This window comes from Microbacterium trichothecenolyticum (assembly GCF_041938625.1).
GTDB lineage: Bacteria > Actinomycetota > Actinomycetes > Actinomycetales > Microbacteriaceae > Microbacterium > Microbacterium trichothecenolyticum_D.
The window spans coordinates 3,187,385-3,206,616 of record NZ_CP169427.1 but is presented as its reverse complement, the minus strand read 5'-3'; the positions used below and the strand labels follow the sequence as shown (position 1 = coordinate 3,206,616).

Genomic DNA, 19,232 nt, shown 5'->3' with positions numbered 1-19,232 from the left:
CGCTCCAGGTCAGACCAGGTCGCGCCAGTCGATCTCGTCCTCCTCGTCGTCGATGACGGGGTTCGGCGACGTGATGACGGACAGCGACACGGTCTCGGTGGGCGGCCCCATCAGCGTCGCCTCGTCGCGGCGGTGTCGGAGCACGTTGTCGATGTAGCTCGTCAGCGACTCGGCGAGGGGCGCCGATTTGCCCTTGGCCTGCGACAGGTACCAGCGGTGCTCGAGCAGCTGGTGGAACACCTCGGCGGGCTCGAGCTTCGAGCGCAGGTCCCACGGGATCGCCTTGACGACCGGCTCGAAGACACGGGTCAGCCACTCGTGCGCGACCATCTCCTCGTCGTCTCCGAGACGGGAGATGCGCACGCGGAACTCGTCGAGGTCGTTGAGCAGGCGTCGCGCCTGGTTCTCCTCGACGTCGAGCCCCGTGAGGCGCAGCAGGCGCCGCTGATGGTGGCCGGAGTCGACGACCTTCGGCTGGATCGACACGCGAGTGCCGTCCGCCGTCGTCTGGATCGACATCTCGCCGATGTCGAACCCGAGGTCGTTCAGCCGCTGCACGCGTTCGGTGAGCCGGTACGCCTCGTCGGCGCGGAACGTCTCCTCGTCGGTGAGGGCGGCCCACAGCGAGTGGTACGACGACACGATGCCGTCCGCGATCGCGATCGCGTCGACGCCGCCCTCGAGGCGCCCGCCGGCTTCGAGGTCCATGATCTCGCCGGCGATGTTGGTGCGGGCGACGTCGAGGTCATGCGCACGCTGACCCGGCGTCAGGCCGCTCTCGTGCAGCTCTCCGGTCTCTGCGTCGACGAGGTAGGCGGCGAAGGCGCCCGCGTCGCGGCGGAACAGCGTATTCGACAGCGAGACGTCGCCCCAGAAGAAGCCCACGTTGTGGAGGCGCACCAGGAGCAGGGCGAGCGCATCCACGAGCCGGGTGGCCGTGTCGGGGCGCAGCACCTGCGTGAACAGGGCGCGGTAGGGGAGTGAGAACTTCAGGTGCGCGGTCACCAGAGCCGCGGGAAGCGCCTCGCCCGCAGCATCCGTCCTCCCGGCGATCACGGCGACGCGCTCGACGCACGGCACATCCAGGCGGGCGAGGTTGCCGAGCATGTCGTACTCGCGCTGTGCCATGGCCTGCGTGGTCTCTTTGATGGCGACCACGCGACCCGAGAGGTTGGCGAACCGCACCAGGTGGCGCGAGATGCCCTTCGGCAGGAAGACGATGTGGCTCGACGGCCAGTCGCCGAGCGGCGTCGACCACGGCAGCGTCAGCAGTCCCGGATCGACGCTCGAGGCGGTGATGCTCAGGGCGTCAGGCACATACCCTCCTGGGAAACGAGCGACGGCGCGGGGGGAAGATTCTCCCACCCGCGCCGTCGCGAACGAATCAGCGTTTACGCCGCGGCGATCGCCTTGTCGGTCAGGCGCTCGCCCGACTCGATGTCGAACACGTGGACGTGTCCGGGCACCGGCGCGAGCATGACCTTGTCGCCAGCGATCGGGTGACGGCGGCCGTCGACGCGGGCGACGATGTCGGTGCGCTTGCCGGCGACGTCGGCGTGACCGTAGAGGTAGCCGTCGGCGCCGAGCTCCTCGACGAGGTCGACGACGACCTCGAGGCCCTTGCCGTCGGCGGGAGCGACCTGGATGTCCTCCGGACGGACGCCGATGGTGACCTCGGAGCCGTGCGCCTTGCCGAGCGTGTCGGCCTCGACGCCCACGACCGTGTCACCGAACTGCACGCCGCCTTCCGCGATGTGGGCCGGGAAGAGGTTCATGGCCGGCGAGCCGATGAAGCCGGCGACGAACACGTTGTTCGGCTTCTCGTACAGGTCGCGCGGCGTGCCGACCTGCTGGAGGAGGCCGTCCTTGAGGACCGCGATGCGGTCGCCCATGGTGAGGGCCTCGGTCTGGTCATGCGTGACGTAGACCGTGGTGACGCCGAGGCGGCGCTGCAGCGACGCGATCTGGGTGCGGGTCTGGACGCGGAGCTTCGCGTCGAGGTTCGACAGCGGCTCGTCCATGAGGAAGACCTGGGGCTGGCGGACGATCGCGCGGCCCATCGCGACGCGCTGACGCTGACCGCCCGAGAGGGCCTTCGGCTTGCGGGTGAGGTACTGCTCGAGGTCGAGGAGCTTGGCGGCCTCGAGGACGCGCGCGGCGCGCTCCTCCTTGCCGACGCCGGCGATCTTGAGCGCGAAGCCCATGTTCTCGGCGACCGTCATGTGCGGGTACAGCGCGTAGTTCTGGAAGACCATCGCGATGTCGCGGTCCTTCGGGGGGACGTCGGTGACGTCGCGGTCGCCGATCAGGATGCGGCCCGAGTTGACCTCTTCGAGGCCGGCCAGCATGCGCAGCGACGTGGACTTTCCACAACCCGACGGGCCGACGAGAACGAGGAACTCCCCGTCACCGACCTCGAGGTTGAGCTTGTCCACAGCGGGGCGAGTGCCCCCGGGGTACAGACGAGTTGCGTTGTCAAACGTGACGGACGCCATGTTCTCTTCTCCTTCACCGGCAGGTACGTGCCGGACGATCCGTAGTGAGGAATGAGCGGGGGCTTTACCCGCACGCCCGCCATCGGGCGCAAGGAACAGTATGACACGGCGCGCGCGGAGCTTGCGTCTGGGCATTTCCCAGGGTGGCTGACTAGCATCGTGGACGGCCGCTTTCCCGCCTGGCCCCGCCGGATGACCGGCCCACTTTCGCCCCGAGAGGTTCCATGTCGAGCGACGAGTCACCGAACGCCGCGCCCAGCGAGCGCCGCGACGCCGTGCGTGAGAAGGCGCAGCAGGTGAAGGCGCGCCAGTCGCGAGCGCGCCTGATCCGACGGACGTCGCTCGTCGCCGTCGCGGTCGCGTTCGTGGCCGTCATCGCCGTCGTGGTGACCTGGACCGTCTCGTCGAGCGCGTCGAAGCCGACGATGAGCCCGGCGAAGGGCGTCGACGGCGGGTTCGTCGTGACCGACGTGACCGGAGCCGGCGTCGCCGACGACCCCGGCGTCGGCGGCCTCGTCGACGGCGAGGCGAGCACGGCCCCCGAGACCGAGCCGACCCCCACCGCGACACCGACGGAGGCGCCGGCGGTCGACATCCGCGTGTACGTGGACTACCTCTCGACGGGCTCGCGCGAGTTCCAGCTCGCGAACATGAAGCAGCTGTCCACGTGGGTCGACAACGGCGCCGCGACCCTGGCGTACTACCCGGTCGCCATGCTCACCGCGAAGTCGAACGGCACGAAGTACTCCCTCCGCGCCGCCGGCGCCGCCGCCTGCGTCGCCCAGCACGCGCCTGACTACTTCTTCGCGTTCAACGACGCGCTGCTGCGCCAGCAGCCGGAAGTCGACTCCGACGGACTCACCGATGATGAGCTGGCGACGCTCGCGCAGGCGACCGGGCTCGACAGCCCCAAGGTCGTGCGCGCGTGCATCGAGGACCAGTCGTACGCGTCGTGGGCGAAGTCGGCGACCGAGCAGGCGCTGAAGGAGCTCCCCGACACGGACGGCGTGGCCCTGACCGGCACCCCGATGGTGCTGGTCAACGGCACGCAGTACGTCGGCAAGCTCGACGACCCCAAGGAGTTCGCGCAGTTCGTCCTGACCGTGGCGAGCGACGCGTACTTCAAGGGCACGCCGACGCCCACGCCCACGCCTACGCCGTCCCCTTGACGGGTGCCACGCGCGAGCGCCGCTAGACTGGGCGCTCTGCCGACTTGGCGCAATTGGTAGCGCACCGTACTTGTAATACGGGGGTTACGGGTTCAAGTCCCGTAGTCGGCTCCAGCTTCCCGGGACTCGCCGCGGGGACCGCGCCCGGCGGCCCTCTCCAGCCCGATGGGCAGGAGAGGATGGATCGGGTGACCGCACGCCGCCTGCCCGTCTGGATCGGACTCGGCGGCGCGGCGCTCATCGGCGTCCTCACCGCTGTGCAGGCGCGGATCAACGGCCAGCTCGGCGTCCGGATCGGCGACGGGTTCGCCGCGGCCGTGATCTCGTTCGGCTCGGGTCTCATCGTGGTCGTCCTGCTGTCGGCGGCGATCCCGCAGGGGCGGCGCGGATTCGGCGCGCTGGTCACCGGGCTCAAGGCGCGCAGCATCCCTCTCTGGATGCTGTGCGGCGGGGTCGCCGGTGCGCTTTCGGTCGCCACCCAGTCGCTCGCGGTCGGCATCATCGGCGTGGCGTTGTTCACGGTGGGCGTGGTCGCGGGCCAGGCGGTGAGCGGCCTGCTGCTGGACCGCGCCGGAATCGGCCCGGCTGGGATCGTCGCGGTCACGCCCGCGCGCCTCGTCGGCGGAGCGCTCGCGGTGCTGGCCGCGGGCGTATCGCTCGCGGGCGGCGCGCATGCCCCGCCGGTGCTCCTCGTCCTGCCCTTCCTCGTCGGCGCCGGGATCGCGTGGCAGTCCGCGGTCAACGGCCGGCTGCGCCAGCGCGTCGGCACGCCGCTGACGGCGACCCTCGTGAACTTCATCGGCGGCACGGCGGTGCTCGGCGTCGCCGAGCTCATCCACACCGCGGTGGCCGGCCCGCCGACGTCCTTCCCGTCCGACCCGTGGCTGTACCTCGGTGGCGTGATCGGCGTGACGTACATCTTCCTCGCGGCCGCGCTCGTGCCCTACACCGGCGTACTGCTCCTCGGTCTCGGCACGGTCGTCGGCCAGGTCGTCACCTCGGTGCTGATCGACGCGATCTGGCCGACCGAGGAGGCGCCGACGCTCGGCGCCTCCCTCATCATGTCGACGCTCGCGATCCTGTCGGTGGTCGTCGCGGCCGTGCCGTGGAGACGGATGCCGCGCCGCGGCCACTGACGACGGCTCGCGGTCTCCGCACCCCGTGTCGCACCGCAGGGTGGCATGCTGAGACCGTGCCGAAGGGGTCACCGCCGCACCGCACCCTCCCGTCGCGCGCCCACGACGGCGCCCGGCCGGACGAGCCTGCGATGACAGGACCCGCGCTGACGCCGGACGACCTCGCGCACATCGACCACTTCCTGGAGCCGGCTGATCGGCTCCTCGCCCGACGCTACCCGGGCGATGACGTCACCCGGCAGCCCGTGCACACGGTCTATGTGCCCGCCGACCGGTACACCCCGGCGCTCACGGCCGAGTGGGGCGCTGCCGCGCTCGACGCGGTCGCCGCCCACGGTGGCATGGATGCCGTCGCGCGAGACCTCGGCGTGCCCGAGGAGTTCGCCGACGACGTCGCTGCCCTCGTCGCGGCGAAGCTCGCGTCGGAGCCGATCGAAGACCTCCGCCTCGACTTCGAGGACGGCTACGGCGATCGCGGCGACCAGGCCGAGGACGCGGACGTCCGTCGCGCGGCGGGGCGGCTGGTCGAGGCCGTCGCGGGCGGCGAGGCGCCACCCTTCTTCGGGATCCGCATCAAGGGATTGGAGCGGCCGACGCGCGGGCGCAGCATCCGTTCTCTCGATCTCTTCTTGGCGACGATGCTCGAAGCCGGCGATCTGCCGGACGGTCTCATGCTCACGCTGCCGAAGGTGACCACGGTGGCGCAGGTCGAGGCGATGGCGCGGCTGTGCGACCTCCTCGAGCAGCACCACGGGCTCGCCGCGGGACGGCTACGGTTCGAGCTGCAGGTCGAGACCCCGCAGATCGTGCTCGGCGCCGACGGGACCTCGCCGCTGCCCCGTGCGATCCACGCCGCCGAGGGCCGGGTGAGTGGGCTGCACTACGGCACCTACGACTACAGCGCCGCGCTCGGCATCGCCCCGGGGCACCAGTCGCTGGACCACCCGGCGGCGGACCACGCCAAGAACGTGATGCAGCTGGCGGCGGCGCAGACCGGCGTGCGGCTGTCGGATGGGTCGACGAACATCCTGCCGGTCGGCGATGCGGACGCCGTGCGCGCGGCCTGGCTCCTCAGCGCGCGGCTCACGCGTCGGTCGCTGGCGCGCGGGTTCTTCCAGGGCTGGGATCTGCACCCGGCGCAGCTCGTGCCGCGCTTCGTCGCCAACGTCCGCTTCTATCGCGAAGGATTCGCGCCGGCCGCCGCGCGCCTGCGCGCCTACGTCGATCGCGTGCCGGGCGGGGTGCTCGACGAGCCCGCGACCGCCCGCGCGCTCGCGGCGTTCCTGGTCCGCGGCGTCGCCTGCGCGGCGATCACCGAGCGCGACCTGACGCAGGGCGCGGGCCTCGACCTCGCGGCGCTCGCCGCGCTCGCGCATGCGACGCACGCCACCGAGGAGCGCGCATGAGCTACTACACGCCGCGGGGCGGACTCCCGCCGCAGACCGCACTCCTCACCGACCGGGCCATCGTGAAGCAGGCGTACACGTTCATCCCGAAGGGCGTGCTGCGCGACATCGTGACGAGCAACCTCCCCGGCTTCACGAACACGCGGTCCTGGATCCTCGCGCGCCCGATCCCGGGGTCCGCGACGACGTTCGCCCAGCTGATCGTCGAGATCGCGCCCGGTGGGGGCGCCACGACACCAGAGTCCGAGGGCGGCGTCGAGGGAGTGATCTTCGTCACGGCAGGCGCGCTCACGCTCACGCTCGGGGCGGAGCGCCACGTGCTCGAGCCGGGCGGGTACGCGTTCCTCGCACCGGGTGCGAGGTGGTCGCTCGCCAACGACGGCGACGGGCCGACGAGCTTCCACTGGATCCGCAAAGCGTACGAGCGGATCGACGGCGTGGCAGTGCCGACGTCGTTCGTGACGAGGGATCAGGACGTCGAACCGCGGGCCATGCCCGACACCGACGGCGCGTGGGCGACGACCCGCTTCGTCGATCCCGGCGATCTCTCGCACGACATGCACGTCAACATCGCGACCTTCCAGCCCGGCGGGTCGATCCCGTTCGCCGAGACGCACGTCATGGAGCACGGCCTCTACGTGCTGCAGGGCAAGGCGGTGTACCGGCTCAACGACGACTGGGTGGAGTGCGAGGCCGGCGACTACATGCTGCTCCGGGCCTTCTGCCCGCAGGCCTGCTACGCCGGCGGCCCCGAGCCCTTCCGCTACCTGCTGTACAAGGACGTCAACCGCCAGATCCGGCTCACCTGACACCCGCAACGAAGAGGCATCTGAATGGAGAAGGTGGTGGAATGGATGTCGGCGCGTCCGGCGGCCCTCACAGGCCTCGCCCGCAAGGGCAGGATCGCGCTCGGCTTCGACGCCGACCTGTCGGTGTTTCGCACCCGACGCCGGGTTCGTCGTCGACGTCGCCCGTCTGCACCACAAGATTCCCCTCTCGCCGTACGACGGCCGGGCCCTGTCGGGCGTCGTCCGCGAGACCTTCCTGCGGGGTGAACGGGTCGACTCCGCCGAGCCCCGCGGTCGCCTGCTGCGTCGAGACGCGGCCTGAGCGCCGACACCGGCCGCCCTCCGGCCGGGTGAGACGTGACGATACGGAAGAAGAGTGAGATGTCGGCAGATCCCTATGGCAGCGGCGCGGAAGTCCTGGAGGCAGAGGACGACCTGCGGTCGCTGATCACCACGCGTCCGGCGCGCCATCGCGCGGTGGACCCGTCGATCGCACGCTCGTGGCTGCTCGTTCCGGGTACCCGGCCCGCGTCGTTCGACGACATGGCGGCGTCGCGGGCAGACGCGGTCGTGCTCGACATCGAGGATGCCGTCGACCCGAGCAACAAGCCGCAGGCCCGGCAGGACGTCACCGACTGGCTCCGCGGCGGCGGTCGCGCGTGGGTGCGCGTCAACGACGCGCTCAGCCCGTTCTGGGCCGACGACCTCGCGGCCCTCGCGGGCATCCCGTCGCTCCTCGGCATCATGCTCGCCAAGACCGAGTCGGCCGACCAGGTGACGAGCTCGTTCGACCGCCTCGGCGGCAACGTGCCCGTGGTGGCGCTCGTCGAGTCGGCGCTGGGCATGGAGGACGCCGCCCACATCGCGCGCGCCCGCGGTGCCTTCCGCCTCGCGTTCGGCAGCGGCGACTTCCGCCGCGACACCGGCATGAGCGCGGATGCCGAGGCGATGGCCTACCCGCGTGCGCGCATGGTCGTCGCGAGCCGCGTGGGCAACCTGCCGGGCCCGATCGACGGCCCCACCGTGGGCAACAGCATGCCGACGCTGCGCGAGCACTCCGCGATCACGGTGTCGATGGGCATGACCGGAAAGCTCTGTCTCGCCGCCGAGCAGGCTCCCGTCATCAACGAGGTCATCTGCCCCACGCCGAGCGAGGTGCTGTGGGCCCTGGACTTCCTCGCCGACTTCGAGGGCCGTGGCCGCGTGGTCCGTGACGGCAGCGACTTGCCCCGGCTCGGCCGGGCGCAGAAGATCGAGAAGCTGGCGCTCGCGTTCGGGGTGCACCCCACCTCGTGACCGGCGCCGCAGAGCGACGAACCATCGAAGGGACGCACGACATGGCCGACCACACCCCGCAGACCAGCACGCAGCTTCAGGCCGGCGACGCGAACCCCGGCTTCGCGCTGCCCGACTCCACCGGCACGGTGGTGCGGCCCGAGGACTTCGCGGGCCGCCGCCTCGTCGTGTACTTCTACCCGGCCGCCTTCACGCCCGGCTGCACGACCGAGGCGTGCGATTTCCGCGACAACCTCGCGTCGCTGCAGGCGGCGGGGGTCGCCGTCGTCGGCGTCTCGCCCGACTCGGTCGAGCGTCTCGCCGAGTGGGCCGAGGCCGAGCAGCTGCAGTTCCCGCTCCTCTCGGACGAGGACCACGCCGTCGCCGAGGCGTGGGGTGTGTGGGGAACGAAGGTCGTGGGCGGCGAGGAGCGCGTCGGCCTCATCCGCTCGACCTTCGTGCTGGATGCCGAGGGCACGGTGCAGTCCGCCGAGTACCGGGTCGACCCCAACGGTCACGTCGACCGCCTCCGCGCCCAGCTCGCCGCCTGAGCCCACCGGACCTCGCGCGTCTTCCTGATCCGGGCGGCAGCCCGCAGCGCCGACGAGATCCTCGATGCGCTGAGCGCACGACTGGCCCACACTGAGCAACAGGAGATCGCGGTCGTCGCGGAGCAGCTGCGGCAGATCGCCCTCCTCCGACGGGAAGGGATCATCGGTTCATGAGCCAGATCACGACGCACGTGTTGGATGCTGCGCTCGGAGGCCCTGCGCGCGGCGTCGGCGTGGTGCTCACCGGAGACGACGGCATCGAGATCGCGTCCGGCGTCACCGACGAGGCGGGCCGGATCTCGGATCTCGGCCCGGAGCGCCTCGAGCCCGGCACATATGGGCTCACGTTCGCGACCGGAGAGTACTTCGCCCAGACGGGGCGCGCCACGTTCTACCCGGTCGTGTCGATCGACTTCGCCGTCGCCGACGGCGGCCAGCACTACCACGTGCCGCTGCTGCTCAGCCCGTTCGCGTACTCCACCTACCGGGGGAACTGACATGACCGAGCCTGGCATCGTGCTCGGCGCGAACCAGTACGGCAAGGCCGAGGTGCGGCTCGTCCGGGTCGACCGCGACGGCCTGCGGCACTCGATCACCGACCTCGCCGTGACGTCGCAGCTTCGTGGTGACTTCACGGCGGCCCACATCGAGGGCGACAACGCCCGCATCGTCGCCACCGACACGCAGAAGAACACGGTGTTCGCCTTCGCCCGCGACGGCGTCGGCGCGCCCGAGGAGTTCCTGCTGCGGCTGGGGCGCCATTTCACCGGCGAGTTCGCGTGGGTCACCGGCGGACGCTGGGAGGTCGAGCAGTACCCCTGGAGCCGCATCCCCGTGGACGGCAAGGGGCACGACCACTCGTTCGTGCGGGGCGGCACCGAGGTCCGCACGGCCGTGGTCACGTTCGTCGGCGCCGAGGCGACGGTCATCTCGGGGCTGCGCGACCTCGCGGTGCTGAAGTCGACGGGCTCGGAGTTCCGCGGGTTCGTGCGCGACCGCTACACGACGCTGGCTGAGACGGATGACCGCATCCTGGCGACCTCGGTGACGGCGAGGTGGCGCTATCGCAGCCTCGACATCGACTTCGACGAGGCGTTCGCCGACGTCCGGCGCCTGCTCCTCGAGGCGTTCGCCGAGACCCACTCGCTGGCCCTGCAGCAGACGCTCTACGAGATGGGCCGGCGCGTGCTCGAGGCGTTCGCCGAGATCGACGAGATCCGCTTCTCGATGCCGAACCTGCACCACTTCGCGGTCGACCTCACGCCGTTCGGGCTCGACAACCCCGACGAGGTGTTCTACGCCGCCGATCGCCCGTACGGACTGATCGAGGCGGCGGTGCTGCGCGAGGGCGTCACCGGGGACCACCCGGCGTGGAACGGGATCGCCGGCTTCTGCTGAGGCCGCGTCCCGGCCCGCGTGTCAGCCCTTCGGCATGCGGCTGACGAAGCGGGTGGCGTCGACGCCCTTGCGGCGCGTCGGACGCGAGCGCTTCGGCTTGCCGCCGACGTACAGCCAGCCGAGGAGCTCTTCGTTCTTCTTGAGGCCGTGGGCCTTCGCCACGACCTTCGACCGGGTGTTCTCGCCGGCGGTGCGCCAGAAGACGCCCCAGCCGGCCTCGTCGAGCACCAGGCTCAGGAGGTGCGCGACGCCGGAGGCGACGGCCTCCTGCTCCCACCGCGGCACCTTGTGCGTCTTGCTGTAGCTCGCCACCACCGCGATGATCAGCGGCGCGCGCATCGGCTTGGACGACGAGCCCTTATGACCTTCGGCCTTGTTGAGCGCCTTGCCCAGACGCCGGCGGTCGGCGCCGCGCAGCTCGATGAGCCGCCACGGGTGCAGCGACTTGTGGTCGGCGACGCGCCCGGCGGCGGCGACGAAGTCGAGGAGTTCCTCGTGCGTCGGCGCCTCATCGGTGACCTTCGACCACGACCGCCGTGCGAGCGCGGCGTCGAGTGCGCCGGACATCACGCCGCTCCCGCCTGGTCGTCGGGCGTGAACTGCAGCGAGATCGAGTTCATGCAGTAGCGGTCGCCGGTCGGCGTGCCGAAGCCGTCGGGGAACACGTGGCCCAGGTGCGAGCCGCAGTTCGCGCACCGCACCTCGGTGCGCACCATGCCGTGGCTGTCGTCCTCGATGAGCTCGACCGCCTCCGGGCGGATCGACTCGTAAAAGCTCGGCCAGCCGCAGTGGGAGTCGAACTTCGTGCCGCTCTGGAACAGCTCGGCACCGCAGGCCGCGCACGTGTAGAGGCCGGCGCGGCTCTCGTCGAGCAGCTCGCCCGTCCACGGCCGCTCGGTGCCCGCCTGGCGCAGGACGGCGTACTGGTCGGCGGTCAGGTCTTCGCGCCACTGGGCGTCGCTCTTGTCGACGGCGTAGGTCATGGTTCCTCCTCGGCCGCGCACGACGGCCACCCTCCATTCAACCCCAGCGGCCGGTGCGGTGGGGCGGGTCGCCGTCGGCTTCACCGTCGTCTCGCGGGAATGGACAGCGGCGCGGGTGCGGGAGGATGGCGGGGTGGTGAATCAGACGGGGGGAAAGGAGACCGACGCGGTCGTCGAGCGCTACGCCCGCTTCGCACGCGACGAGGCGCCCGGCCGTTCCGCGCTCTACGCCGAGTGGGCGGACGGGGTCGCCGCCGATCGGGAGCTCGCCGCGATCCTCGCGCGCATCCCCGCCACGCGGCGGCAGCCGCCGCTCGTGTTCGCGGTCACCCGCATGCTCGGTGCGCCCGAGAGTGCGTTCCCGGCCTGGGCGGCGTGGCTCGTCGAGCATGCCGACGAGGTCGTGGCCGAGGCATCCGTCCGCCGTCTGCAGACCAACGAGCCGCAGCGATGCGCGGCTCTGCTCCCCGCTCTCGCGACGATCAACGGCCCGATCGCGCTGCTCGAGCTCGGGGCGAGTGGCGGGCTGTGCCTGTACCCCGACCGCTATTCGTACCGCTACCGGGGGAGCGACGGCGTCGTGACGCTGGACCCCGGAGGCGGCGCCTCGACCGTCGTGCTGGAGTGCGACGTCACCGGCGAACCGCCGCTGCGGCTGCCGGAGGTCGTGTGGCGCGCCGGGATCGACCTCGAGCCGCTGGATGCCGCGGACGCGGGCGACCGGCGGTTCCTCACGAGCCTCGTATGGCCCGGGGAGAGCGGAAGGACGGAGCGGATCGCCGCCGCCCTCGACATCGCAGCCGTGGACCCGCCGCACCTGATCGCCGGCGACGCGTCCGACCCGGGGGTGCTGCGCGCCGCCGCCGCGCTCGCGCCCGCCGGCGCGACGCTCGTGGTCACGACGCCGGGCGTGCTGCCGCACATCCCGTGGACGGGTCGCGAGCGCCTTCTCGATACCGTGCGCACCCTCGACGCGGTGTGGGTCACCATCGACCCGCCGGCCCAGCACCACCGGTGGCATCCGCCCGTCGACGTCTCCTCGTGGGACGGCTTCGTGCTCGGCCGCGACGGCGCGGCGCTCGCCGCGGTGGACCCGCTCGGCTCGTTCGTGCACTGGCGCGCGTCGCGCACGGGAGGAACGGATGCCGCGGGCTAGCGTGGACGCGTGCCCTTGACCGATCGCGACCGTGCCATCCTCGACTTCGAGGCAGAGTGGCGCCGTCACGCGGGGGCCAAGGAGGAGGCGATCCGCTCCGATCTGGGGCTGTCGCCGGCGCGGTACTACCAGCTGCTCGGTCGCCTCATCGACACCACCGACGCGCAGGAGCACGACCCCATGCTCGTGAAGCGCCTGCGCCGGCTGCGTGAGGCGCGTCTGCACGAGCGCGCCGGGCGCGCCGCCGACGCACGCTGACCTCCCGCTCCGCGCCACGCGGGCGGGCCCGCGCGGGGCGCCCAGGGTTCGACGGGTAACATCGTCGGGTGCCGACCACCAGTTTCCCCCGGGATCGTTTCGACGATGTGCCGGAGACGGACCGCGTCGGCGCCCACCGGGCCGAGAACCCGCGCATGCGCGGCTGGGTCGTGCTGCTGTGGGCGGCGCTCGCCACGGTCGTGCTCATCGTCGTCGGCATCTTCGGCACCTTGCTGGCGTCGGGCCGCATCGAGCTGGTCCCCACGCCCACCCCGACCGTCGAGCCCGTCCCCCAGGTGACACCCGTGGTCGACGTGAACTACGACGTCATGATCCTCAACGCGACCCCCGAGCAGGGACTCGCGACGCAGATGAAGGATGTCGTCGTGGGTGCCGGCTGGGCCGACGACAAGGTGACCGCGGGCGAGGCGGGCTCGCAGGACTTCCCGACGACCACCGTGTTCTACGTGGATCCCGCCGACGAGGCGGCTGCCGCGGGCCTCGCCGGAGTCATCGGCGGCGCCGAGATCGAGCAGAGCGAGGCGTACCCCGCGACCACGGAGGGTGTGCCGCAGCTCACGGTCGTGATCGGCCTCGACCGCACCGCCGCGGGGCAGACGCCGGCGCCTACGCCCTGACACGCCGATCGCGTGTTTCGCGCCGGTAAATACTTGTATGCCTGCGTGTCAACAAGTGACGAAACGGCCGGGACCCGCGTTTTCGCCTGCATACGATGAAGCCCTGCACCGCCGGCAACAGGAGATTCGCATGACCCAGGGCACCGTCAAATGGTTCAACGCCGAGAAGGGATTCGGCTTCATCACCGTCGCCGACGGCCAGGACGTCTTCGTCCACTACTCGAACATCGACATGTCGGGCTTCCGCGTGCTGGAGGAGGGGCAGACCGTGGAGTTCACGGTCGGCTCCGGCCAGAAGGGGCCGCAGGCCGAGTCCGTGCGCGTCGTCTGAACGCCCGGCTCAGCGCCCGACGCTGAACCGACACCGGAGACGGGATGCCGAAAGGCGTCCCGTCTCCTTGCGTTTCAGCATCCGTCTCCGCGGCTTGCACTCGATAGGGTCGAGTGCCAGAATGATTTAGCACTCGCGTTTGTTGAGTGCTAATACCCAAAGCCAACGTTCCGGAGGGACGACACACACATGGCAAAGATCATCGCTTTCGACGAGGAGGCCCGTCGCGGCCTCGAGCGCGGCCTCAACATCCTGGCCGACGCCGTCAAGGTGACGCTCGGCCCGCGCGGTCGCAACGTCGTGCTCGAGAAGAAGTGGGGCGCCCCCACGATCACGAACGACGGTGTCTCCATCGCCAAGGAGATCGAGCTGGACGACCCGTACGAGAAGATCGGCGCGGAGCTCGTCAAGGAGGTCGCCAAGAAGACCGACGACGTCGCCGGTGACGGCACCACCACCGCCACGGTTCTCGCCCAGGCGCTCGTGCGCGAGGGCCTGCGCAACGTCGCGGCCGGCGCCGACCCCATCTCGCTCAAGAAGGGCATCGAGAAGGCTGTCGCGGCCATCACCGCCGAGCTGCTCGAGTCGGCCAAGGAGGTCGAGTCCAAGGACCAGATCGCCGCGACCGCGTCGATCTCGGCTGCTGACCCCGAGATCGGCCAGCTCATCGCCGAGGCCATCGACAAGGTGGGCAAGGAAGGCGTCGTCACCGTCGAGGAGTCGCAGACCTTCGGCACCGAGCTCGAGCTCACCGAGGGCATGCGCTTCGACAAGGGTTACATCAACCCCTACTTCGTCACGGACCCGGAGCGCCAGGAGGCCGTCTTCGAGGACCCGTACATCCTCATCGCGAACCAGAAGATCTCGAACATCAAGGACCTTCTGCCCGTCGTCGACAAGGTGATCCAGGACGGCAAGGAGCTCGTCATCATCGCCGAGGACGTCGAGGGCGAGGCTCTCGCGACGCTCGTGCTCAACAAGATCCGCGGCATCTTCAAGTCGGTCGCCGTCAAGGCCCCCGGCTTCGGCGACCGTCGCAAGGCGCAGCTGCAGGACATCGCGATCCTCACGGGCGGCCAGGTCATCACCGAGGAGGTCGGTCTCAAGCTCGAGAACGCCACCCTCGACCTGCTCGGCCGTGCGCGCAAGGTCATCGTCACCAAGGACGAGACCACGATCGTCGAGGGCGCCGGCGAGGCGTCGCAGATCGAGGGTCGCGTGACCCAGATCCGCCGCGAGATCGACAACACCGACAGCGACTACGACCGCGAGAAGCTCCAGGAGCGTCTCGCCAAGCTCGCCGGCGGCGTCGCCGTCATCAAGGCGGGCGCGGCCACCGAGGTCGAGCTCAAGGAGCGCAAGCACCGCATCGAGGACGCCGTCCGCAACGCGAAGGCGGCCGTCGAGGAGGGCATCGTCGCCGGTGGTGGCGTCGCGCTCATCCAGTCGGGCCGCAAGGCTCTCGACGGGCTCGAGCTCTCGGGTGACGAGGCGACCGGTGCCAACATCGTGCGCGTCGCGATCGAGGCTCCGCTGAAGCAGATCGCCCTCAACGCCGGTCTCGAGCCGGGCGTCGTCGCGAACAAGGTCTCGGAGCTCCCGCTCGGCCACGGCCTCAACGCCGCCACGGGCGAGTACGGTGACCTGTTCGCGCAGGGCATCATCGACCCCGCCAAGGTGACCCGTTCGGCGCTGCAGAACGCCGCGTCGATCGCCGGCCTCTTCCTCACGACCGAGGCCGTCGTCGCCGACAAGCCGGAGAAGGCCGCCGCTCCCGTCGGCGACCCGACCGGTGGCATGGACTTCTGATCCAGAGATCCACGACCGCGTAACGCGTTCACAGAACGGCCCCTCCTCGCGGAGGGGCCGTTCTGCGTTCCGCGGTGGGGGGCTCAGCGGAACAGGCTCGTGGTGGCGAGCTCCGTGTCGGCGTACTGACGGCCGGCGGCCGCGAGCGAGGCGTTGATGCTCGCCAGCGATTCCTCGACCTGACGCTGCGTCGCGCGCCACTGCTCGACGACCCCCGCGAACGCGGCCGAGGCCGATCCGGTCCACGAGGACTGCAGCTGGGTGAGCTGCGCGAGCATCGCGTTCGACTCGGCCTGCAGCCGGTCGATCGTCCCGCGCACCGTGGCGGTCGAGGTGAGGATGGTGTCGCTGTCGACGGTGAAGACGGCCATTCGGGGCTCCTGAATCAACGTGCGGCGGCCGGATGCCGAACCCGCGGTGAAGCCACGCTAGGCGTCCGACGCCGCGGGGTCGCAGCATCCGTCGTCAGTTGTGAACGATGCCGCAGCAACGGCGGCTGGGGAGGAGGCGCTCACTCGGAAGCGTCGGTGAGCCTCGCCATCGGCTGGGTCGCGAGATCGAGGTGCTCGGCGGCGTCACGGGCGTCGGCGAGCGGGAACGCCACGCGGAAGGTGGCACCGCCGCCGGGCGTGTCGACCACGTCGACGGATCCGTGCAGCGCCTCGACGATCGACGCCACGATCGACAGGCCGAGTCCCGACCCGCCCGTCTCGCGTGTGCGCGAGGTGTCGGCCCGCCAGAAGCGCTGGAAGATCTTGTCCTTGATCTGGTCGGGCACGCCCTCGCCGTGGTCGATCACCTCGATCCACCCCGAGCGAGTGCGCACGTCCACGCCGACACGCAGTTCGACGGGGGAGTCCTCCGACGAATAGCGCCGCGCGTTGCCGAGCAGGTTGGTGACGACCTGGCGGATGCGGTTCTCGTCGCCGAGCACTACCGGCGGGAGTCCATCGGCGGGAGGCTGCGGCTCCGCGTCGGGAAGGATCGTCGGGAGCGCCGTGCTGGCGGCGGCCCCCGCCGCGGGCACCGGCTTCGGGCGCCGTCGCAGCAGCGACAGCGTCGCGCCGGCGCGCGAGATCGCGGACGGCGTGTTGCCGCGGCGCTTGGTCTCGGGCGGGACGGATGCTTCGTCCGCCGGCGGGAGCGCGGGCTCGTCGATCGTGGTGTCGATGACGGTGACCGGGCGCATCGGCGAGGCGGCGCGTACGTCGAGGGCGGCGTCGCGGGCGATGGGCCGCAGGTCGACGGGGCCGATCACGACGTCGCGACGCTCGTCGAGACGGGCGAGCGCGAGGAGGTCCTCCACGAGGACCCCCATCCGGATCGCCTCCTTCTCGATGCGCTCCATGGACTGCGCCACGTCCTCGTCGCCGCGGATGGCACCCATGCGATACAGCTCGGCGTAGCCGCGGACGGTGACCAGCGGGGTGCGCAGCTCGTGGCTCGCGTCGCCGACGAACCGGCGCATCTGGCGAACCGTCGAGTCGCGCTGCGAGAGGGCCGCGTCGACGCGGTCGAGCATCGCGTTGATCGCGGTCTTGAGACGGCCGACCTCGGTCGTCGTCGGCTCGATGTCGGTCATGCGCAGGCTGAAGTCGCCGCCGGCGATGGCGTCGGCGGTGGACTCGACCTGGCCGAGGCTGCGGAACGTCAGGGTGACGAGGAACCGAGTGGCCACGGCGCCCGCGATCAGCACCACGAGGGCGAGGATCGAGTAGATGCCGATGTACTGCGCGATGGTGCGGTTGACTGGGGCCAGAGGGACCGCCACCATCTGGGGATAGAGGATGCCGGTGTCTTCGGACTGCTGGATCGACACCGTCGACAGGAACTCCGCTTCGCCGTCCTCCGAGGTCCGCTGGATGATGTTGCCGTCTTCGGTGACCGCGGTCTCGGCGGTGAGAGTGGACGGCACGTCGGGCGCCGGTCCACCGCGTCCGCCGGCGACCTCGAGGAGATTGTCCTCTGGCACGGCGGGGTCGTATACGGCGACGAAGTAGTCGACGCCGGCCGGATTCTCCTTCGGCGACACCTTGAGCCGGCCGTCCACCGACGAGAAGTCGAGAAGGGGTGCGCCCGCCTCGGTGCGCGCCACGGCGAGCAGCTGGGTCTCGACGCCGTCGATCAGTGAGTTGCGCAGGAACAGCGCCGTGCCGACGCCGGCGGCGATGAGCCCGATCCCGAGGAGCGCGACGGTGACCCCGGTGACCTTCGCGCGCAGACTCGTTCCGCGCCACCACCGGGTGATCGCGTCGGGCTTGTGCGCCAGATCGTCCCCCTCGCTCGCTCCCGCGTTATGCGGTCTTGCCGGCCTTCAGCATGTAGCCGAAGCCGCGCTTGGTCTGGATGAGCGGCTCGGACGAGTGCGGGTCGATCTTGCGGCGCAGGTAGGAGATGTAGCTCTCGACGATGCCGGCGTCGCCGTTGAAGTCGTACTCCCACACGTGGTCGAGGATCTGCGCCTTCGACAGCACGCGGTTGGGGTTGAGCATGAGGTAGCGCAGGAGCTTGAACTCGGTGGGGCTGAGATCGATCGACGCGTCACCCACCTGCACGTCGTGGGTGTCCTGGTCCATCGTGATCTCGCCCGCGCGGATCATCGACTCTTCGTCGGCCTGCATGGTGCGGCGCAGGATCGCCTGGATGCGGGCGACGATCTCGTCGAGGCTGAAGGGCTTGGTGACGTAGTCGTCGCCGCCGGCGTTGAGGCCGGTGATCTTGTCTTCGGTCTCGTCCTTCGCGGTGAGGAAGAGGATCGGAGCGGTGTAGCCGGCGCCGCGGAGGCGCTTGGTGACGCTGAACCCGTTCATGTCGGGCAGCATCACGTCGAGGATGATCAGGTCCGGCTCCTCCTCGAGCACCGCCGAGATCGTCTGGGCGCCGTTGGAGACGGCCCGTACCTGGAACCCGGCGAATCGCAGGCTCGTGATCAGCAGGTCGCGAATGTTCGGTTCGTCGTCCACGACGAGGATGCGCGGTGCGGTCATGCCCTCATTATGTCGGCGGAACCGATGCGGTGCCTGGATATCCGGCGACTCTGCCGGAATCCGTCACCCGCCGCCCTGGCGGATCTCGACGCAGCAGCGGCCCGCAGCGGGCGCGAGAACGGGCGTCCGCGCGTCGTCGGTCGCGGTCGCGAGCCCTCTCACGAGCTCGAGGTTCGCGCCGCAGATGAGGGCGGTGTGCCGGGTGGCGAGTGCGTGGAACGGGCAGTTCTCGAGCACGAGATCCACGGATGCCGCGTCCCCTGTGCCGCCCTGGGCGGCCGCGTCCTTCGCGCGGGGCGCGTAGCCGCACAGCGTGAGCGCCTCTTCGAGATCGGCGCATCCGGCACCGATCGCGGCTCCGGAGGCGAAGGCTTCCGCGTCGAGCGCGTCGCGCACCGGCACCCCGCGCTCGTCGGCCTTCTCCGCCGCGGCGGCGAGCAATTCGCCGGCAAGTTCGTAGTGCCGCTCCGGGATGGTGGCGGCGAGCTCGGCGTCGGCTGCGCGGTAGAGCTTCGCCGGGCGGCCGGCGCCGGGCCCGGTGCGACCCGAACGCCGTTCGTACGAGACCGTCAGGAGTCCGGCATCCGCCAATCGATCGAGGTTCACCGCTGCCGTGCTCCGCGGCATTCCGAGCGCGGCGGCCGCCTCGTCACGGCCGATCGGCCGCTCGGTCGCGAGGCGGTACAGCTCGCGGCGCTGCGGGTCGGCGAGTGCCGCGACCGCCTCGGCGCGGTTGGGGGTGAGGGTGCTCACGGCGCGAGTCTACCTCTAAAAGCAGGAACCTTGACAAAAGAATCGGAGCGATCTAGCGTCGGGGCCAGGCGAGCCGATCGCGCTCAACCGGAAGGAGTG

The 19,232-nt window shown here is 70.7% G+C and carries 22 protein-coding genes and 1 tRNA gene; 15 read left to right on the top strand and 8 right to left on the bottom strand.

All coding sequences use genetic code 11. The annotated features are described in order from the left end of the window. Positions 1-9 precede the first annotated feature (9 nt). Together ACEYYH_RS14875 and ACEYYH_RS14870 are read right to left on the bottom strand one after the other, a co-directional pair. On the bottom strand, positions 10-1,317 hold the full coding sequence (locus ACEYYH_RS14875; protein WP_374975112.1) for a DUF4032 domain-containing protein: 1,308 nt from the start codon (positions 1,315-1,317) through the stop codon (positions 10-12). A gap of 74 nt (positions 1,318-1,391) precedes the next feature. After that, positions 1,392-2,495 carry an ABC transporter ATP-binding protein gene (locus ACEYYH_RS14870; protein ID WP_374975111.1) on the bottom strand — a complete coding sequence of 368 codons (1,104 nt, stop codon included), beginning with the start codon at positions 2,493-2,495 and terminating at the stop codon, positions 1,392-1,394. A 224-nt stretch (positions 2,496-2,719) separates the two neighbouring features. Here ACEYYH_RS14870 and ACEYYH_RS14865 point away from each other — a divergent pair, with 224 nt between their 5' ends. The 10 genes from ACEYYH_RS14865 (at position 2,720) to pucL (ending at position 10,218) form a co-directional block, all read left to right on the top strand. Further along, the gene (locus ACEYYH_RS14865; protein ID WP_374975110.1) at positions 2,720-3,664 is read left to right on the top strand and encodes a DsbA family protein; all 945 of its coding nucleotides are present in this window, start codon (positions 2,720-2,722) and stop codon (positions 3,662-3,664) included. A gap of 38 nt (positions 3,665-3,702) precedes the next feature. Then, positions 3,703-3,778: transfer RNA gene (locus tag ACEYYH_RS14860), tRNA-Thr, on the top strand. A 74-nt stretch (positions 3,779-3,852) separates the two neighbouring features. Next, positions 3,853-4,800 (top strand): DMT family transporter, encoded by a 948-nt coding sequence (locus tag ACEYYH_RS14855; RefSeq protein WP_374975109.1) that lies wholly within the window; start codon positions 3,853-3,855, stop codon positions 4,798-4,800. A gap of 131 nt (positions 4,801-4,931) precedes the next feature. Next, positions 4,932-6,206, top strand: coding sequence for an aldolase (locus ACEYYH_RS14850; RefSeq protein ID WP_374975108.1), 1,275 nt, complete (start codon positions 4,932-4,934; stop codon positions 6,204-6,206). Then, entirely contained in the window at positions 6,203-7,015 is an 813-nt protein-coding gene (locus ACEYYH_RS14845; protein WP_374975107.1) for a bifunctional allantoicase/(S)-ureidoglycine aminohydrolase, read from the top strand. The genes ACEYYH_RS14850 and ACEYYH_RS14845 overlap by 4 nt, the downstream gene beginning before the upstream one ends. A gap of 360 nt (positions 7,016-7,375) precedes the next feature. Next, positions 7,376-8,290, top strand: a complete 915-nt coding sequence (locus tag ACEYYH_RS14840; RefSeq protein ID WP_374975106.1) for an HpcH/HpaI aldolase/citrate lyase family protein — start codon at positions 7,376-7,378, stop codon at positions 8,288-8,290. A 41-nt stretch (positions 8,291-8,331) separates the two neighbouring features. Continuing rightward, positions 8,332-8,820: a thioredoxin-dependent thiol peroxidase gene (gene bcp, locus ACEYYH_RS14835; protein ID WP_374975105.1), complete on the top strand. Its 489-nt coding sequence runs from the start codon at positions 8,332-8,334 to the stop codon at positions 8,818-8,820. Between the two features lie 24 nt (positions 8,821-8,844). After that, complete coding sequence (locus ACEYYH_RS14830; protein WP_374978239.1) at positions 8,845-8,994, top strand: 2-oxo-4-hydroxy-4-carboxy-5-ureidoimidazoline decarboxylase; 150 nt, start codon at positions 8,845-8,847, stop codon at positions 8,992-8,994. After that, entirely contained in the window at positions 8,991-9,317 is a 327-nt protein-coding gene (gene uraH / locus ACEYYH_RS14825; RefSeq protein ID WP_374975104.1) for a hydroxyisourate hydrolase, read from the top strand. The genes ACEYYH_RS14830 and uraH overlap by 4 nt, the downstream gene beginning before the upstream one ends. Position 9,318: 1 nt before the next feature. Continuing rightward, a complete protein-coding gene (pucL, locus tag ACEYYH_RS14820; RefSeq protein WP_374975103.1) occupies positions 9,319-10,218 on the top strand; it encodes a factor-independent urate hydroxylase in 900 nt (299 codons plus the stop codon). A gap of 21 nt (positions 10,219-10,239) precedes the next feature. Here the strand turns inward: pucL and ACEYYH_RS14815 are convergent, their stop codons facing one another. After that, positions 10,240-10,785 (bottom strand): nitroreductase family protein, encoded by a 546-nt coding sequence (locus ACEYYH_RS14815; RefSeq protein WP_374975102.1) that lies wholly within the window; start codon positions 10,783-10,785, stop codon positions 10,240-10,242. Next, positions 10,785-11,201: a peptide-methionine (R)-S-oxide reductase MsrB gene (msrB, locus tag ACEYYH_RS14810; RefSeq protein WP_374975101.1), complete on the bottom strand. Its 417-nt coding sequence runs from the start codon at positions 11,199-11,201 to the stop codon at positions 10,785-10,787. The genes ACEYYH_RS14815 and msrB overlap by 1 nt, the downstream gene beginning before the upstream one ends. Positions 11,202-11,334: 133 nt before the next feature. Here msrB and ACEYYH_RS14805 point away from each other — a divergent pair, with 133 nt between their 5' ends. The 5 genes from ACEYYH_RS14805 (at position 11,335) to groL (ending at position 15,393) form a co-directional block, all read left to right on the top strand. Next, positions 11,335-12,357 carry a DUF2332 family protein gene (locus ACEYYH_RS14805; RefSeq protein ID WP_374975100.1) on the top strand — a complete coding sequence of 341 codons (1,023 nt, stop codon included), beginning with the start codon at positions 11,335-11,337 and terminating at the stop codon, positions 12,355-12,357. A 9-nt stretch (positions 12,358-12,366) separates the two neighbouring features. Beyond that, on the top strand, positions 12,367-12,615 hold the full coding sequence (locus tag ACEYYH_RS14800; protein ID WP_045298149.1) for a DUF3263 domain-containing protein: 249 nt from the start codon (positions 12,367-12,369) through the stop codon (positions 12,613-12,615). 68 nt (positions 12,616-12,683) lie between these two features. After that, positions 12,684-13,253: a LytR C-terminal domain-containing protein gene (locus ACEYYH_RS14795; protein ID WP_374975099.1), complete on the top strand. Its 570-nt coding sequence runs from the start codon at positions 12,684-12,686 to the stop codon at positions 13,251-13,253. Positions 13,254-13,383: 130 nt separating this feature from the next. After that, the gene (locus tag ACEYYH_RS14790; RefSeq protein WP_045298154.1) at positions 13,384-13,584 is read left to right on the top strand and encodes a cold-shock protein; all 201 of its coding nucleotides are present in this window, start codon (positions 13,384-13,386) and stop codon (positions 13,582-13,584) included. Positions 13,585-13,773: 189 nt separating this feature from the next. Further along, positions 13,774-15,393 (top strand): chaperonin GroEL, encoded by a 1,620-nt coding sequence (gene groL, locus ACEYYH_RS14785; protein WP_374975098.1) that lies wholly within the window; start codon positions 13,774-13,776, stop codon positions 15,391-15,393. Between the two features lie 83 nt (positions 15,394-15,476). Here groL and ACEYYH_RS14780 read toward each other — a convergent pair whose 3' ends face one another. From ACEYYH_RS14780 to ACEYYH_RS14765, 4 genes are all read right to left on the bottom strand, one after another. Continuing rightward, complete coding sequence (locus ACEYYH_RS14780) at positions 15,477-15,764, bottom strand: WXG100 family type VII secretion target (RefSeq protein ID WP_116196166.1); 288 nt, start codon at positions 15,762-15,764, stop codon at positions 15,477-15,479. Between the two features lie 140 nt (positions 15,765-15,904). Next, complete coding sequence (locus ACEYYH_RS14775) at positions 15,905-17,539, bottom strand: sensor histidine kinase (RefSeq protein ID WP_374978238.1); 1,635 nt, start codon at positions 17,537-17,539, stop codon at positions 15,905-15,907. 148 nt (positions 17,540-17,687) lie between these two features. Continuing rightward, on the bottom strand, positions 17,688-18,380 hold the full coding sequence (locus tag ACEYYH_RS14770) for a response regulator transcription factor (protein ID WP_116196168.1): 693 nt from the start codon (positions 18,378-18,380) through the stop codon (positions 17,688-17,690). 63 nt (positions 18,381-18,443) lie between these two features. After that, positions 18,444-19,133 (bottom strand): helix-turn-helix transcriptional regulator, encoded by a 690-nt coding sequence (locus ACEYYH_RS14765; protein ID WP_374975097.1) that lies wholly within the window; start codon positions 19,131-19,133, stop codon positions 18,444-18,446. Positions 19,134-19,232 lie beyond the last annotated feature (99 nt).